The organism is Streptomyces sp. NPDC021115, from assembly GCF_044333065.1.
Lineage (GTDB): Bacteria > Actinomycetota > Actinomycetes > Streptomycetales > Streptomycetaceae > Streptomyces.
This window is the reverse complement of the sequence record NZ_JBIRQF010000005.1, coordinates 414,058-428,855: the sequence shown is the minus strand read 5'-3', so window position 1 is coordinate 428,855 and position 14,798 is coordinate 414,058. Positions and strand designations below refer to the sequence as shown.

Sequence of the window (14,798 nt, the reverse complement as noted above, 5' to 3'; positions counted from 1 at the left end):
CGATGGGTGGGTCGGTCACGAGGAGGTGTCGCGGGGGCGCGGGCGCGGTCAGCCAGTGGTCCTGATCCGTAAGTCCTCGCCGTCGGTGGTGGTGCTGTGCCGGACCACGGGGCCGGTGACGCCGCTGAAGCCCACGTCGTACGGGCTGGCGGTGCCGCGCTGGGCGGTGACCCGGTCGAGGGTGATGCCTACCCCGTCGTCGGCGATGAACGCGGGCCGGTCGTCGCCGGTGTCGGTGCGGACACTGCTGTTCTTGAAGGTGATGTCCTTGGCGTGCCGGATCCACCAGCCGTAGGAGGGGCGCACTCCATAGGTCTTGGGGACGTAGTCGGTGAGGTATTCGCCGGGGACCAGCTCCGCGTCGGAGGCGGGGTGGCCGCCGGGCACGGTCAGCCGCACCCGGTCGAAGGCGATGTCCTCCACGTCCGCGCCGGGCGCTCCGGTGATGGTGCTGGTGTAGTCGACGCCGGTGACCGGGTGGGTCAGCCCGGTGCCGGTGACATCGGAGAAGGCGATGTCGTGGATCCGCCCGGCGGACGGGGCGCCCGGGCAGCGCTTACGGTCGCCGATCTTGATGAAGACGGGGGTGGCGCCCTTGGTCATGGTGATGTCGGAGTAGCGGACGTCGCTGATGTCGGCGCCGTCCATGGAGACGATGCCGATGGCCGCCTTGCCCCCTCCGCCGATCCGGAGCCGGTCGAAGCGGATGTCGCGGAAGTCGCCGCAGGTCTCCGAGCCGAACTGGAGCGCGTTGTTCTCGGTGGAGAGCACATCGGAGTCATGGACCCGGATGTCATGGCTGGTGTAGGTCCGGCCCAGCGCGTAGTCGCTCTTGAGGACCACACCGTCGTCCCGGCCCTCGATGCGGGACTGACCGATGTCGACATGGCGGCTGTTGATGAGGTTGACGGCGTCCCGGTCGGTGCTGGTGAGCACCTTGGTACGGGTCATCCGCACTCCGTCGCAGCCGTTGAGCAGCAGCGCGAAGTGGCCGCCGCGGGTGAACGTGACGTCCCTGATGTCCAGGTCGGCGCAGCGCTTGAGGGAGAGGATCTTGTCGCCGACGCCCGGTTCCAGTGTGTTGCTGGTGCCCAGACCCTCGCCGTCGAGGGTGCCGGAGCCGGTTATGGCGAGGTGGTGGATGTTCTCGCCGGTCAGCAGCGCGTTGCGAAAGTGGCTGTGACCGAAGTCCTGGTACGCGTCCCAGGGGTTGGGCTCGGCCTCGTCCATGCCGCCGGGGGCGGCGAGCAGCGTCGCGCCCTTGGCCAGGTGCAGGGTGATGTCGCTCTTGAGGTGCAACGTGCGGGACTTGTACGTGCCGGGCGGGAACAGCACGGTGCCGCGGCCGGGAGCGGCGGCGGCCGCGTCGATCGCCCGGTCGATGGCGTCGTCGTCCAGCGTCGTGCCGTCACCGGTGGCCCCGTAGTCGCGCACGTCGTACGTCCTGTCGTACGTCTTGGGGGCGGCGGGGACCGCGGTGGCGGCCGGGGGAAGCGCGGCGAGCGCGCACACCCCGGCCAGTGCGGTGGCCGCGAGCCGTAATCGCGTCATGAATGCCCCTTCGGATAGCCGGAGCCGATGCGCACCTCGTCGATCAGCAGCTTCTGGTAGCGCTTGGTGTCGGTGGCGGCGGCCCATGTGCTGTTGACGGTCAGCCGGACGTAGCGCGCGGTCGTGGCGGGGAGGTCGATGAACCGCACACCGCGGGCACTGGGCAGGGTTCCGGCCTTGACCGGGCTGCCCCACGTGGTGCCGTCGCTGGACACCTGCACCTGGTAGTCGCGGATGCGGGCGGACTGCTCGGTGTCGGACCGGGCGTAGGAGACCGACCACTCCCGCTGGTTGATAGCCAGGTAGCGGAGGTTCTTGGCCGAGCGCAGATCGAAGGTGACCGTGGCGGGCAGCTTGGTGTTGTTGTCCCAGTAGGTCTGCGGGTCGCCGTCGAGGACGGCGGAGGCGGGGTGCCCGCTCGCCGAGGTGCCCGCGCTCGCGGTCATGGAGTCGGCCGGAACCATTCCCTGTCTGCCGTCGGTCCGGACGCTCAGGACGGTGTCGTACGGGTCCCAGCCGGTGATGCCTGAGATGGTGAGCGTGCCCTCGTCCTGGCTGAAGGACAGCTTCTTGCCAGTGCGGAAGTCGGTGACGCCGGACACCTTGTAGCCGTTGTCCCGCAGGGTCAGCTTGGAGCCGGACGGCTTGGTCAGGACGTGGACGTAGTGCTGGTCGGGGTCGGTCCTGCTGACCGTGGTCACCCCGTGCGCCCCGTCGTTCCAGGTGCCGGGCTGGAGCCCGCCGTACGCGTAGCCGCCGCCCTCGGTGCCGTTCAGCGAGCCCCAGATCGTGTCGAGATAGGTCTTGGCGTAGGTGTTGAACGCTTCCTGTTTGCTGGGGAACTTCCCGTTCACCTGGGCCGTCTCCGCCATCAGCGACTTCACGGAGGAACCGGAGTTGCTGATCAGCCGGCCGAGGGTGAGCCCGTAGTCCACCGCCGAGTCGGTGCCGCCGTACCACCAGGCACCGCTGCTGGGCAGTTTGAAGCACGCCTCGGTCAGCCGCGGCTGCGGGGTCCAGATGGCCTGCGGGTAGTCGTACGCCGGGGTCATGCCGGTCTTCTGCTCATTGCTGACCGTGTCCATGATCGGCGTGTCTTCGTTGTTGTTGCTCAGCAGCCAGGACGGGCGGTCGGCGCGGATCTTCTCGTAGAGGCCGTGGTCGAGCCAGTAGTCGTTGTCGTTGTCGATCCAGAACCCGGACAGCTTCGGGTACTTCTTCATCACTTCGACAAAGTTGTCGTATGAGAACTCACCGAACCCGTCGCGCGTGGTCAGGTCGACATCGCGCCCCTTGGAGGCGGAGTACGCCGCCGAGTCGAGCCATTCATGGCCGCCCTCGTCGTGCCACTGCGGATCGTCGGTCATGTAGAGCATGACCTTCAGCCCCTGCTTGCCCGCCGCGTCGATCAGCTCGCCCAGGAAGTCCCGCTTGGTGGAGCAGCTGCCCGGGATGGCCGAGGGCCAGGCGCGCGCGTATCCCAGACGGCTGTGGAAAGAGGCGAGGACAAGGTACTTGGCGTGCAGCTTCTTGGCCTCGTTCACCCAGTAGCCCGCGCTCCAGCCGCCGTCGGTCACCGCCTTCTCCCAGGCGGAACAGCTGGTGTAGCCGGGCGAGGTGCGCATGCCCCAGTGCAGGAACAGGCCCGCCTGTGAGTCGCGCAGCCACTGCTGCCGGGGGTTGACCACATCGGCCCGGGCGGGGGCCGGACCGGCCAGGGTGAGCGTGCCGATGGCCAACAGGACGGCGGCCAGCCAGGCGCCCCAGCGTGGGCGCGATCTGCGGCTCATGGGCGGCTCCTTCTCGGAGTGCGGTCGTGGGCCGTTCTGTTGCAGAGTCACCACCTGTCGGTGTCCGGTCAATAAGCGTGCGCCTAAAATCCTCCGACCTCTTTCGAGGCGCACCCCATGCATGACTCAGTGAACCAACCGGAATGTGCAGGTAGTTGTGGGATCGAGCCGCCAGGAACGGGAGACGACCGCCTTCTTGGTCCACACCATTCCTTGACTCGTGAAGGCATACCTCCTACCTTCACAGTCCCTCGATGTGCACCCCCCATGTGAACAAGGATCAGACAGGAGAATCCTTGATGGAGCGCCGACCGCTCTTACCCCGCACCGCCCTCACTCTCGCGGCCACCGCCGCGCTCATCGCTCCGGCCGCGGTCGCCTACGGCACCGAGCGCTCCCCGCAGGCGCCCGCCGCGTCGTGGAGCCTCAAGTGGAACCCGGCGTCCGGGGCCAGTGTCGCCAGCGCCTTCGAAGGCGCCGAGGACGACCGCGCCGACTCCCATCCGGGCACCACCCACATCTACCCCTACCAGGGCGGTTTCCGGACCGACATCCACTACCCCAAGGACGTCGACACCAGCACCGACCGCCAGCGCAACGAGGTCCGGGGCATGAAGCAGGACGGCTCCGCCGTCAAGATCCTCAAGAACGAGACCTGGCGGATCCAGTACCAGATGTACGTCCCGGCCACGCTCGACGCGACCACGGGCTTCACCCACATCATGCAGATCAAGGTCGGGGACGTGGCCGCCCCGCTGTTCACCATGTCGCTGCACCAGCACGGCGACGGACCGAAGGTCGAGATGCGGACCTCGGACGACGACGACAACCTGACCGAGGCCGGGGCCGCGGACATGGCGCCGCTCCAGGGCACCTGGAGCGATGTGTCGGTCGAGGTCAAGGCCGCCGACTCGGGCGCGTACGCGGACTGGTCGGTGACCACCTCCGACGGCAAGAAGATCGCCTCGTACAAGCGCACCGGCCTCGACCTGTGGCGCGGCAAGAACTATCTGCGGCCCAAGTGGGGCATCTACCGGAGCCTGAACAGCGACGGCCTCCAGACGACGTATCTGCTCACCCGGAACTTCAAGGCGTACAAGCTCCAGTAGGAGGACACGCGATGAAGAGCTGTCGGAACACCCTGGTGGCCGCGGCCGCCACCACCGCGCTCACCGCCGGGCTGCTGCTCGCCCAGGCGGGCACGGGCAACGCCGCACCGGCCGCGGCCGATTCCGCTTCTTCGGCCCCTTCGACCATCACGACCGTCTCGTCCGGCTGGTCGATCCCCTGGGGTCTTAGCTGGCTGCCGGACGGATCGGCGCTGATCACCGAGCGGGACTCGTTCAAACTCTTCAAGCTCACCCAGTCGGGCACCAAGACGCAGGTGGGCACGGTGCCCAACGTGGTGACGACCAGCGGCGAGGGCGGGCTGATGGGCCTCGCGGTCTCCCCGAACTGGAACACCGACCACTACGTCTACCTCATGCACACGGCGTCCGACGGCAACCGGATCGCCCGCATGACCTACGACGGCTCCTCGCTCAGCGGCTACAAGGCGCTCGTCACCGGCATCAAGAAGAACAAGTACCACAACGGCGGGCGCCTCAAGTTCGGCCCGGACGGCTATCTGTACGCCACCACCGGGGAGGCCCAGACCCCCGACCTCGCCCAGGACAAGAACTCGCTCAACGGCAAGATCCTGCGGATGACCACCGACGGCAAGCCCGCCCCCGGCAACCCGTTCGGCACCCTCGTCTACTCCCTCGGCCACCGCAATCCGCAGGGCCTCACCTGGGACGCGCAGGGGCGGCTGTGGGAGGCCGAGCTGGGCAACAGCACGTACGACGAACTCAACCTCATCGAGGCGGGCAAGAACTACGGCTGGCCCACCTGCGAGGGCAGCTGCTCCACCTCCGGGATGACCAGCCCCAAGCGCCAGTGGTCCGTCGGCGACGCGTCCCCCAGCGGGGTCACCTACGCCGACGGGGCGCTCTACATGGCGGCGCTCCGGGGCGAGCGGCTGTGGCGGATCCCGGTCGACGGGACGAGCGCGGGCACCCCGAAGGCGTACTACACCAGCTCGTACGGGCGGCTGCGCACCGTCGAGACGGTGCCCGGCAAGAACACGCTGTGGCTGTCCACGACGAACGCCGACAACAACGGCGGCGAGCCGGACGGCGCGGACAAGGTGTTCCAGGTCGAGCTGAAGTAGCGGGCCCGGGCAGTGGCGGTTGCGGCCGCGCTCCGCGGAGCGCGGCCGCATCCGCGCGTCGTTACGCGATCCGCTCGTTCATCAGCAGGAAGGCGCCCAGCCCATGCAGGTCGTTCGTGTTGCGCTTGCGCCCGAGGTAGTACGCCAGATCGCCGACGTTGGTGCCCTCGCTGATGTCGGTGATGCTGGTCAGCCCGTCCGCGTCCACGGCCACCTTGTCCAGGACGCCCTGGTAGCCGCGGCGCGCCGCCGCCGCGTAGCCGTCGCCGCGGATCCAGCCGTGCCGCAGGGCGGCGTGCAGCATCAGGGTGTACATGCTGGAGGCCGAGGTCTCGGTCCAGTTGCCGGGCTCGCTCGCCTTGTCGACGACCTGGAACCAGCGGCCGGTGGCCCGGTCCTGGTAGCGCTGGAACCCCTTGGCCAAGTGCCTTACGTTGCCGATGAGTTCGGCGCGGCGCGGATGTTTGGCGGGCAGCATCTCCAGCACCTCGATGTGCGTCATCGCGGTCCAGCCGATGGCGCGGGCCCAGAAGTGGGCGGAGGTGCCGGTGGTGTCGTCGGGGTTCCAGGGGGCGTCGCCGTCCGCGTCGTAGGCGTGGTAGATCAGCCCGTTCGGCGCCTTCAGGTGGCGGAAGTACACCGAGAGGTTCCGGGTGACCTCGTCGTACGCGTATTTCTCGTCCCCGTAGGCGATGCCGTACCGCAGCAGGAACGGCTGGGCCATGAACACGCCGTCGCCCCACAGCTCGTTGGTCTTGCCGGTGGCGTGCCACATGCCGCCGTCCGCGGTGCGGGGGTAGGTGGCGAAGCGGGCGCGGATCTGGTCGGCGGCCGTCCGGTAGCGCGCGTCGCCGGTCTCCCGGTGGAGGATCAGCAGCAGGTTGCCGGACTGCATGGCGTCGAGGTTGTCGAAGGTGCGGCTCATATGGCCGTCGGCGTCCACGAAGGTGTCCACCCAGCGCTTGATGTACGCCAGGTACGAGGGATCGCCGACCCGCTGGTAGACGCGGTACGCCCCCAGCAGGAACAGCCCCTGGGTGTAGCCCCAGCCGCCGAGCGAGGCGGGGTCGGGGCGACGGGCGATGGTGGAGTCCACCACGGCCCGCGACCAGTCCGCCGGGGCGGCGTGGGCCGCCCCGGTCCCCGGCAGCAGAAGGCCGCCGCCGATGCCTAACGCGCTCGCGAGTACGGTCCTGCGTCTGATCACTGCGCTCCCCTTTTTTGAGGGCTCGGTTCGCCTCCGGGGCGCCCAGCCGGTGTCGACGGTCGACGTGCTCGGTCGCTCGTACCTCGCTCCCTGCGCGCGACTCCCTTTCGACACCGGCGCGCCCCTTCGGCTCACTCGCCGGAAGACCCAAGCACCCGGGGACTCGAAGTCACCGGACGCCATGTACACGCCAAGAATAGCGTCGGGCGCCGCGTACCGGGTCAAACGCGGAGGAAAGGGCCGGATCCGCGTCCCCCGTCAGCAGTCCGGCCACCAGCCGCCCGGTGGCGGGGGCGAGCATCAGGCCGAGCATGTTGTGGCCAGTGGCCAGCAGCACCCGGGAGTGGCCGGGCACCGGGCCGATCAGCGGGAGCCCGTCGGGGGTCATCGGGCGCGGGCCCACCCACTCCTCCTGGAGGTCGTCCCAGTCGGCGTGGCGCAGATACGGGCGCGCGGCCGCGACGATGGCCTCGACGCGCCGCCGCCGGAACCGGTCGGGGTCGCGCTCGAACTCCATCGTCCCGGCGACCCGGACCCGCTTGCCCATCGGCGTGAGCACCACCTTGGCCGCGCCGAGGTGGACCAGCCGGGACGGCGGGGGCTCGGCCGCCACCGAGAAGCTGTAGCCCTTGCCCGCCACCAGGTCGATGTCCACGCCGAGCCCGCGGACCAGCTCACGGGACCAGATGCCCGCGGCGACCACCACCGCGTCGCTCCGGTACGTCCCCGCCGAGGTACGTACCTCGGCGCGCCCGGCACGGTCCGCGACGGCCGACACCCGGGCGCCCTCGACCAGTTCGACGCCCTGGCGGCGCAGCCGCTCGGCGAGCCGGTCCACGAACAGGCCGGGGTCCAGCGACCACTGGTCGTCCACCACGAACCCCGCCCGGGCGCCCTCGGTGAGCGCGGGCTCGGTGTCCGCGAGGGCGGCGCCGGTGAGCAGCCCGCCGTCGGCGATCGGGGCGCCGAGGCTGCGGAAGCCGGTGAGCGCCTTCGCGGCGTACTCGCGGGACGGAAAGGCGAACAGGAAGCCGTCCTTGTGCGCCTCCCCGTCCACGCCCAGCGCCTCCAGCTCCTCGAAGAGCCCGAAGGTGCCCCGTGCGAGCGCGCCGAGCGCGCTCGCGCCGCGGTCGTGGTGGCGTGCGGTGGCGCGCAGTCCGAAGCGGACGAGGAAGCGCACGAGTTGGGCGCTGGGCGAGGGGTGGACGGCGAGGGCGCTGTCCGGGCGGTGCAGCCCGCGCAGCGCGCTGCCGATCACGCCGGGGGCGGCGAGCGGTTCCACCAGGTCGGGGCAGACCTCCCCGGCGTTGCCGCGGGAGGCGCCGCTGCCCAGCCGGTCGCGCTCCAGGACGGTGACCCGCAGCCCGGCGGCGCTGAGGTAGTGGGCGCACACCAGGCCGACGACTCCGCCGCCGACGATCGTGACCGAGGAGGGCGGGGTGCCGGGGTGGGTCATGAGGTCTCCTTCACCGCGGACCGCGGTGTGGTCGGGGCGGCGGAGTCACGGCGGAGGCGGGAGCGGCCGCGCGGATCGCCGTCGCGGTCCGCCGAGCTGGCGTCGGCGAGGGTCAGCCCGCTGGTCTCCGGGGCGAGGACGTACGACGCGGCCCAGCCGAGGACGCAGATGACCGCGCCGAGGAGCATCGCGAGCCGGGTGCTGTGGGCGAGGACGACGGGCGCTCCCCAGGTGCCGATGGCGGCGCCGACCCGGCTGATGCCGGTGGCGAAGCCGTTGGCTGTGGCGCGCACCCCGGTCGGGAACAGCTCGGAGGGATAGATGGCCTGGAGGCACTGGCTGGAGAAGCACGCCACGCCGAAGGCCGCGAAGAGGACGACCACGACGGCCGGTGAGGGGTGGCCGAGGGCGGCGAGGCAGAGCAGGGGGACGGCGGAGAGGCCGAAGCTCCACAACAGCAGGGTGCGCCGCCCCTTGTTGACCACCAGGATGCCGGAGAGCGAGCCGAGGACGAAGAAGATCTGCACCACGACCGCGCCGAGGTAGGAGTCGTTGCCGTCGGCCAGCCCGAAGGAGGCCAGGATGGTGGGCTCGTAGGTGGTGATGGCGTAGATGGGCAGCAGCTGACAGGCCCAGAAGACGCTGATGAAGACGGTCCTGCGCAGATAGGCGCCGCGGAAGATGTCGCCGTAGCGGGTGCGCGAGGCGGTGTCCGCCTCCAGGTCGGCCACGCTGGCGTCCGGGCCCAGCATCTGCTTCAGCACGGCCTGGGCCTCGTCGGTGCGACCCTTGCTGAGCAGCCAGCGCGGGGATTCGGGGGTGCCGAAGCGCAGCAGCAGGATCAGCGCGGCCGGGAGGGCGCTGCTCGCGAGCATCCAGCGCCAGTCGTCGTGGCCGGAGGTCATCATCACCCAGCCGACGACGTACGCGACGGCGGCGCCGACCGACCACATGGTGACCATGATGACCAGCAGCGGGCCCCGGGAGTTGCGGGGCGCGAACTCGGAGGCGATGGTGCCCGCGATGGCGAAGTCCGCGCCGATGGCGATGCCCATGAGGAAGCGCAGCACGGTGAGCTGCCATGGGTCGGTGACGAAGAACTGGGCCGCGGACAGCAGGATGAACGCGGCGATGTCGAAGAGATAGACCTTCTGCCGCCCGACCCGGTCGGTGACATAGCCGAAGATCAGTCCCCCGGCGAACATGCCGACCAGGGAGGCGGAGCCCACGACTCCGGCGCCGAAGGAGCTGAGGTGGTAGTCGGCGGTGAGGAGCGGAAGCGCGACGCCGATGATGCTGAGGATGTAGCCGTCGCAGAACTCGCCGCCGCCCGCGTAGAGCGTGATGAGCCAGTGGGTGCGGGTGGGACGGGACTTTTCGAGGGAGGCTGTGCTCATGGGCCGTCTCCGATGAGGGACGTGCTCCTGGGGAGGAGGAGGACGGATTGGCCGGGCGGTCGCGAGGCGCCCGGTGCTGATGACGGAAGACGGTAGGCAGCGCGGGCCGCCCGGTCATCGTAGAAGGCGTACGAACCGGTGCCCGGTTCTGCGGGGTCACTTGTACGATCCGCCCATGGACCCTCTGAGCGGCCACCCCGTCCTGACCCCGCAGCTGGCTCAGGAGATCGCCCATGACATCGGCCGGATCACCGGCTTCAACGTGCTGATCACCGACCCCGGGGCGGTCGTCATCGGCTGCGGCGACCGCTCGCGCGTCGGCACCGTCCACGAGGCGTCGCTGGAGGTGGTGCGCACCGGGCGGCCCGCGATCCACACCGCCGGACAGGCGAGCCGGATGCGCGGGGTGCGGCACGGGATGAGCTTGCCGATCACCGTCGGGGAGGAGGTGATCGGCACGGTCTGTCTGACCGGGGAGCCCGAGGAGGTGCACCGCTTCGGCCTCGTGGTGCGGCGGCAGGCCGAGATCCTGCTGGAGGAGCACGCGCTGCTGCGCTCGCGCATGCTGCACGAGCGGGCGGTCGACGACTTCGTACGGGACGTCGCGCTCTACGACGCCGAGGTGGTCGACGCCGGGGCGGTGGAAGCCCGGGCGGTGGAACTGGGCCTGGCCCCCGGCGCGGCGCGGGCCGCGCTGCTGCTGGAGGTGCGCGCGGCCGACGAGGGCGCGGCGGTGTCCCGGATCACGGTGCTGCGGACCGTACGGGAGGTGTTCCGGGACCGGCAGGACGTGGCGGGCGAGCAGGCGGCGGGGCGGTACGTCGTGCTGGCCGCCGCGCACGGGGAGCGCACGGCCCCGGGACGGCTCGCCGACGCCTGCGGCCATCTGCTGTCGCTGCTGTACGAACGCCACGGCCTGGACGGGCGGATGGCCGTCGGCGAGCCAGGCACGGGCAGCAGCGGGATGCACCACTCGTACCGCGACGCGGCCACCGCGCTGCGCACCGGCCCGGCCGTCTCCCCCGGCGACCGCGTGTTCACCGCCTCCGCCCTGCGGATACCGCATCTGCTGGGCTCGGCGCCACGCCATGGCCGGGCGCGGTTCGCCGACGCCGTACTGGGCGATCTGCGTGCCCAGCCGGACTGGCCGACGCTGCGGGAGACGCTGATCGGCTGGGCGGAGGGCGGCTTCCAGCTGGTGCGGGCCGCGGAGCGGCTGCACATCCACCGGAACACGCTGCTGTACCGGCTGGAGAAGATCGGCAAGCTGTCGGGGAAACCGGTGCGGGAACCCGCCCAGGCCATCGAGATGTACCTCGCCTGCCTGACCGACATCCTCCAGGGCAAGATAAGGTAAGGCTTACCTGAAAAGCCCTTGGAGTTGTTCGTGCGCACCCACCGCCTGTTCCCCCTGCTCGCCGCCGCCCTGGCCGCGACCGCCCTCACCGGCTGCGGCCCCGCGCGGTCCGCGGACTCGTCCTCGGCGTCCGCGGGGCGGCCGGGCGCCCGGCAGGCGGACGGTGCCTTCCCCCGCACCGTCGCCCACGCGCTCGGCAGCACACCGGTCAAGGCGAAGCCGAAGCGCGTCGCGGTCATCAGCACCGGACAGCTCGACGATCTGCTCACCCTCGGCCTCGTGCCCGCTGCCACCACCCGCGCCGACAACGCCGGGCTCGTCCCGGACTATCTGCGCGACGCCTTCCCCGGCAAGGCGAAGGCGCTCGCGAAGATGACGGACATCGGCACCCGCTCCTCCCCCTCCCTGGAGAAGCTCGCGGCCGCCAAGCCCGATCTGATCCTGGTCAACAGCACCCAGGGCGACCTGTACCCCACCCTGTCGGCCATCGCGCCGACCGTCGTCACCAAGGGCCGCGGGGTCAACTGGAAGAAGGACCTGCTGACCGTCGCGGACGCGGTCGGCGAGCACGACCGGGCGCGCACGGTCATCAGCCGCTTCGAGAAGGACGCCGCGCGGCAGGGCACCGAGCTGGGCGGGAAGGACACGGAGCTGTCCATGGTGCGGTTCAACCCGGACCGGGTCCGGATGTTCGGCGCGAAGTCCTTCACCGGCACCATCGCCGACGACATGGGGCTCGGCCGCCCGAAGTCGCAGACGTTCGACGACATCTCCCAGGATCTGAGCGGTGAGCGGATCCCCCAGATGGACGGCGACTGGATCTTCTACTCCATCCAGGGCCGGCCAGGGAAGACGGACGCGGACACCTATCTCTCCAATCCGCTGTGGAAGAAGCTCGACGCGGTGCGCGCCGGACACACCGTCAAGGTCGACGACGACCCCTGGTACCTCAACGCCGGTCCGACCGCCGCGCGTGTCGTCCTGGACGACATCACCGAGCACCTGGGCCGCTGAAACGGACCCGGACGTTCGCGACGGTTATGGGAAAGGCATATCCCACCGTCACGCCCCGTATGCGATCGGGACAATCCGTCACCATAATGCCCTCCGCAGGCAATAGTCTCGGCGTAGTGGCCGCGGCGGAGGAGGTAGCCCATGGGGACGGGCGATCGCGAACAGGCACAGGCAAGGGCGCGGCAGGAAGCCGACCGGCTCACCGCGCAGGGCATCCATGGCATCGCGCTGACCTGGGTGGACAACGCGGGGCTCACCCGCGTCAAGTCCGTGCCCACCGGGCGGCTCGCCCACAGCGCCCGGCGTGGCGTCGGCATGTCCCCCGTCTTCGACGTGTACCTCGTGGACGACTCCATGACGACCAGCCCTCATATCGGCGGCCCCGACGGTGATCTGCGGCTCTACCCCGACCTGGACCGGCTCACGGTGCTGGCCGCCCAGCCCGGCTGGGCCTGGGCGCCGGTCGACCGCTACGCCCAGTCCGGCCTGGAACACCCGGCCTGCCAGCGGCTGTTCGCCCGCAGGATGGCCGAGCGCGCCCATGGGCGGGGCATCGCGCTGCGGATGGGGTTCGAGACGGAGTGGGTCGTCACCACGGACGGCACGGGCGGCACCGGCGCGCCGCGCCCCGCGCGCGACACGCCCGGCCCGTACGACGCGGGTCCGCACTACGCCGCTCCGGGCCCGTACGGCACCGCTCCGGGCCCGTACGGCGCGGGTCCGCGCTACGCCGGGGTGGGCCCGGCCTATGGCATGGCGCGCCTGGTCGACCTCTCCGGCTATCTCGCCGATGTGCTCGACACGCTGCACACCCAGGGCGTCGAGGTGCTCCAGCTCCATCCGGAGTACGCGGCCGGGCAGTTCGAGGTGTCCGTGGCGCCCGCGGACCCGGTGGGCGCCGCCGATCTGGCCGTCCTCGTCCGGGAGACGATTCGCGGGGTGTCGGCGCGGCACGGTCTCACCCCGCTGTTCGGCCCGGTGGCCGAGGCGGGCACGGTCGGCAACGGCGGCCATCTGCACCTGAGTCTGTGGCAGGGCGACCGCAATCTGTGCCGGGACGGGGACGGGCCGCACGGCATGACCGCGACCTGTGAGGCGTTCCTCGCCGGAGTGCTGCGCGCGCTGCCCGCCCTGCTCGCCGTCGGCGCCCCCTCCCCGGCGAGCTATCTGCGGCTGGAGCCCTCCCGCTGGGCCGGGGCGTACCAGTGCTGGGGCCTGGAGAACCGCGAGGCCGCGCTGCGCTTCATCACCGGCGCCCCGGACGACCCGGGCGGGGCCAACGCCGAGATCAAGTGCTTCGACCCGGCCGCCAACCCCTATCTGCTGACGGGCGCGGTCATCGCCGCCGGGCTCGCCGGGCTCGACGCCGGGCTCACCCTGCCACCGCCGGTCTCCGGCGACCCGGCGGAGACCGGCAGGGAGCGGCGGCTGCCCACCTCGCTGACCGCCGCGCTGGAGCACTTCGAGGACGCGGGCGTGTTGCGCGAGGCGCTGGGCGATCCGCTCTTCGAGTCCATCGCCGCCGTACGGCGCGCCGAGGCGGCGCTGTTCGAGAAGGCCACCCCGCAGGAGATCGCGGCCGCGACCCGGGGACGGTACTGAACGATGCACTCCGCCGAGGGGACGGAGATGACCGGGCCGTCTCTGCCGCCGCTGGTGGACCACCACTGTCATGGGGTGGCCCGCCGCGAACTGGACGCCGCCGCGTTCGAGGCGTTCCTGACCGAGTCCGACGCGCCCGCCGCGCTCGGCACCACCTTCTTCGACAGCCAGCTGGGCTTCGCGCTGCGCCGCTGGTGTCCGCCGCTGCTCGACCTGGAACCGCACTGCCCGCCCGCCCGCTACCTCGCCCGGCGGCGGGAGCTGGGGGTGCGGGAGGTCAACCGGCGGCTGCTGGGCGCCGCCGGGATCACCGAATTCCTCGTCGACACCGGCCTCCCCGGCGATCTCACCACCCCGGACGAGCTGGCCGCGGCGGCGGGCGGCACCGCGCACGAGATCGTCCGGCTGGAACACCTCGCGGAGCGGACCGCCGACACCTCGCGCAGCGCCGACGACTTCCTGGCCGGGCTCGCCGACGGGATCCGGGAGGCGGCCCGTACCGCCGCGGGCTTCAAATCGGTGGCCGCCTACCGCTACGGCCTCCACTTCGATCCCGCCCCGCCCGCCCCCGCCGCCGTGTACGGCGCGGCCGAGCGCTGGCTCGCCCAGCGCGCCGAGGGCGGCGCGCCCGCGGCCCGGGTGACCGACCCCGTACTGCTGCGCCATCTGCTGTGGTCCGCGGCCCGCACCGGGCTGCCGCTCCAGCTGCACACCGGCTTCGGCGATCCGGATCTGCGGCTGGACCACTGCGATCCGCTCGCGCTCACCGACTTCATCCGCGCCGTGCGTCCCACCGGCTGCTCGCTGATCCTGCTGCACGGCTATCCGTACCACCGCGGCGCGGCCTACCTCGCCGCCGTCTTCCCGCATGTGTACGCCGACGTCGGGCTGTCCCTGACCCACACCGGGGCGCGGTCCGGGGCGGTGCTCGCCGAGATGCTGGAGCTGGCGCCGTTCGGCAAGGTGCTGTTCTCCACCGACGCCTACGGGCTGCCCGAGCTGTACGTGGTGGGCGCGCGGCTGTTCCGGGAGGCGCTGACCCGGCTGCTGTCCCAGTGGGTGCGCGAGGGCGCGTGGTCGAGCGGCGACGCGGGGCGGGTCGCGGCGCTCCTCGGCGCGGACAACGCGCGCCGAGTGTACGGGCTCGGCAGCACGATCACCCGTGATCATTAGCGTTGGCCGCAGAATCACCGGTTCGCGGGGCGCTCGGCC

General features: G+C 71.1%; 11 protein-coding genes. 6 read left to right on the top strand and 5 right to left on the bottom strand.

Features of this window, described 5'->3' with window-relative positions; all coding sequences use genetic code 11:
* Window positions 1-48: 48 nt before the first annotated feature.
* On the bottom strand, window positions 49-1,551 hold the full coding sequence (locus ACH4TL_RS19485; protein WP_398315655.1) for a glycoside hydrolase family 28 protein: 1,503 nt from the start codon (window positions 1,549-1,551) through the stop codon (window positions 49-51).
* The gene (locus ACH4TL_RS19480; protein WP_398315653.1) at window positions 1,548-3,341 is read right to left on the bottom strand and encodes a discoidin domain-containing protein; all 1,794 of its coding nucleotides are present in this window, start codon (window positions 3,339-3,341) and stop codon (window positions 1,548-1,550) included. Before ACH4TL_RS19480 ends, ACH4TL_RS19485 begins: the two co-directional genes overlap by 4 nt.
* A gap of 299 nt (window positions 3,342-3,640) precedes the next feature.
* On the opposite strand from ACH4TL_RS19480, the gene ACH4TL_RS19475 reads away from it, so the two are divergent.
* Together ACH4TL_RS19475 and ACH4TL_RS19470 are read left to right on the top strand one after the other, a co-directional pair.
* On the top strand, window positions 3,641-4,450 hold the full coding sequence (locus ACH4TL_RS19475) for a hypothetical protein (protein ID WP_398315651.1): 810 nt from the start codon (window positions 3,641-3,643) through the stop codon (window positions 4,448-4,450).
* Window positions 4,451-4,461: 11 nt separating this feature from the next.
* Complete coding sequence (locus ACH4TL_RS19470) at window positions 4,462-5,553, top strand: PQQ-dependent sugar dehydrogenase (RefSeq protein ID WP_398315649.1); 1,092 nt, start codon at window positions 4,462-4,464, stop codon at window positions 5,551-5,553.
* 61 nt (window positions 5,554-5,614) lie between these two features.
* Here ACH4TL_RS19470 and ACH4TL_RS19465 read toward each other — a convergent pair whose 3' ends face one another.
* From ACH4TL_RS19465 to ACH4TL_RS19455, 3 genes are all read right to left on the bottom strand, one after another.
* Entirely contained in the window at window positions 5,615-6,760 is a 1,146-nt protein-coding gene (locus tag ACH4TL_RS19465) for a glycoside hydrolase family 105 protein (RefSeq protein ID WP_398315647.1), read from the bottom strand.
* Between the two features lie 169 nt (window positions 6,761-6,929).
* Window positions 6,930-8,216, bottom strand: coding sequence for an NAD(P)/FAD-dependent oxidoreductase (locus ACH4TL_RS19460; protein ID WP_398315645.1), 1,287 nt, complete (start codon window positions 8,214-8,216; stop codon window positions 6,930-6,932).
* Window positions 8,213-9,613 (bottom strand): MFS transporter, encoded by a 1,401-nt coding sequence (locus ACH4TL_RS19455; RefSeq protein WP_398315643.1) that lies wholly within the window; start codon window positions 9,611-9,613, stop codon window positions 8,213-8,215. Before ACH4TL_RS19455 ends, ACH4TL_RS19460 begins: the two co-directional genes overlap by 4 nt.
* 175 nt (window positions 9,614-9,788) lie before the next feature.
* Between ACH4TL_RS19455 and ACH4TL_RS19450 the strand changes: the two genes are divergently transcribed.
* The 4 genes from ACH4TL_RS19450 (at window position 9,789) to ACH4TL_RS19435 (ending at window position 14,759) form a co-directional block, all read left to right on the top strand.
* A complete protein-coding gene (locus ACH4TL_RS19450) occupies window positions 9,789-10,970 on the top strand; it encodes a CdaR family transcriptional regulator (RefSeq protein WP_398315641.1) in 1,182 nt (393 codons plus the stop codon).
* A 30-nt stretch (window positions 10,971-11,000) separates the two neighbouring features.
* Window positions 11,001-11,984 carry an ABC transporter substrate-binding protein gene (locus tag ACH4TL_RS19445; RefSeq protein WP_398315639.1) on the top strand — a complete coding sequence of 328 codons (984 nt, stop codon included), beginning with the start codon at window positions 11,001-11,003 and terminating at the stop codon, window positions 11,982-11,984.
* A gap of 141 nt (window positions 11,985-12,125) precedes the next feature.
* The gene (locus ACH4TL_RS19440; RefSeq protein ID WP_398315637.1) at window positions 12,126-13,586 is read left to right on the top strand and encodes a glutamine synthetase; all 1,461 of its coding nucleotides are present in this window, start codon (window positions 12,126-12,128) and stop codon (window positions 13,584-13,586) included.
* A 27-nt stretch (window positions 13,587-13,613) separates the two neighbouring features.
* Window positions 13,614-14,759 carry an amidohydrolase family protein gene (locus ACH4TL_RS19435; RefSeq protein ID WP_398315635.1) on the top strand — a complete coding sequence of 382 codons (1,146 nt, stop codon included), beginning with the start codon at window positions 13,614-13,616 and terminating at the stop codon, window positions 14,757-14,759.
* Window positions 14,760-14,798: the final 39 nt, after the last annotated feature.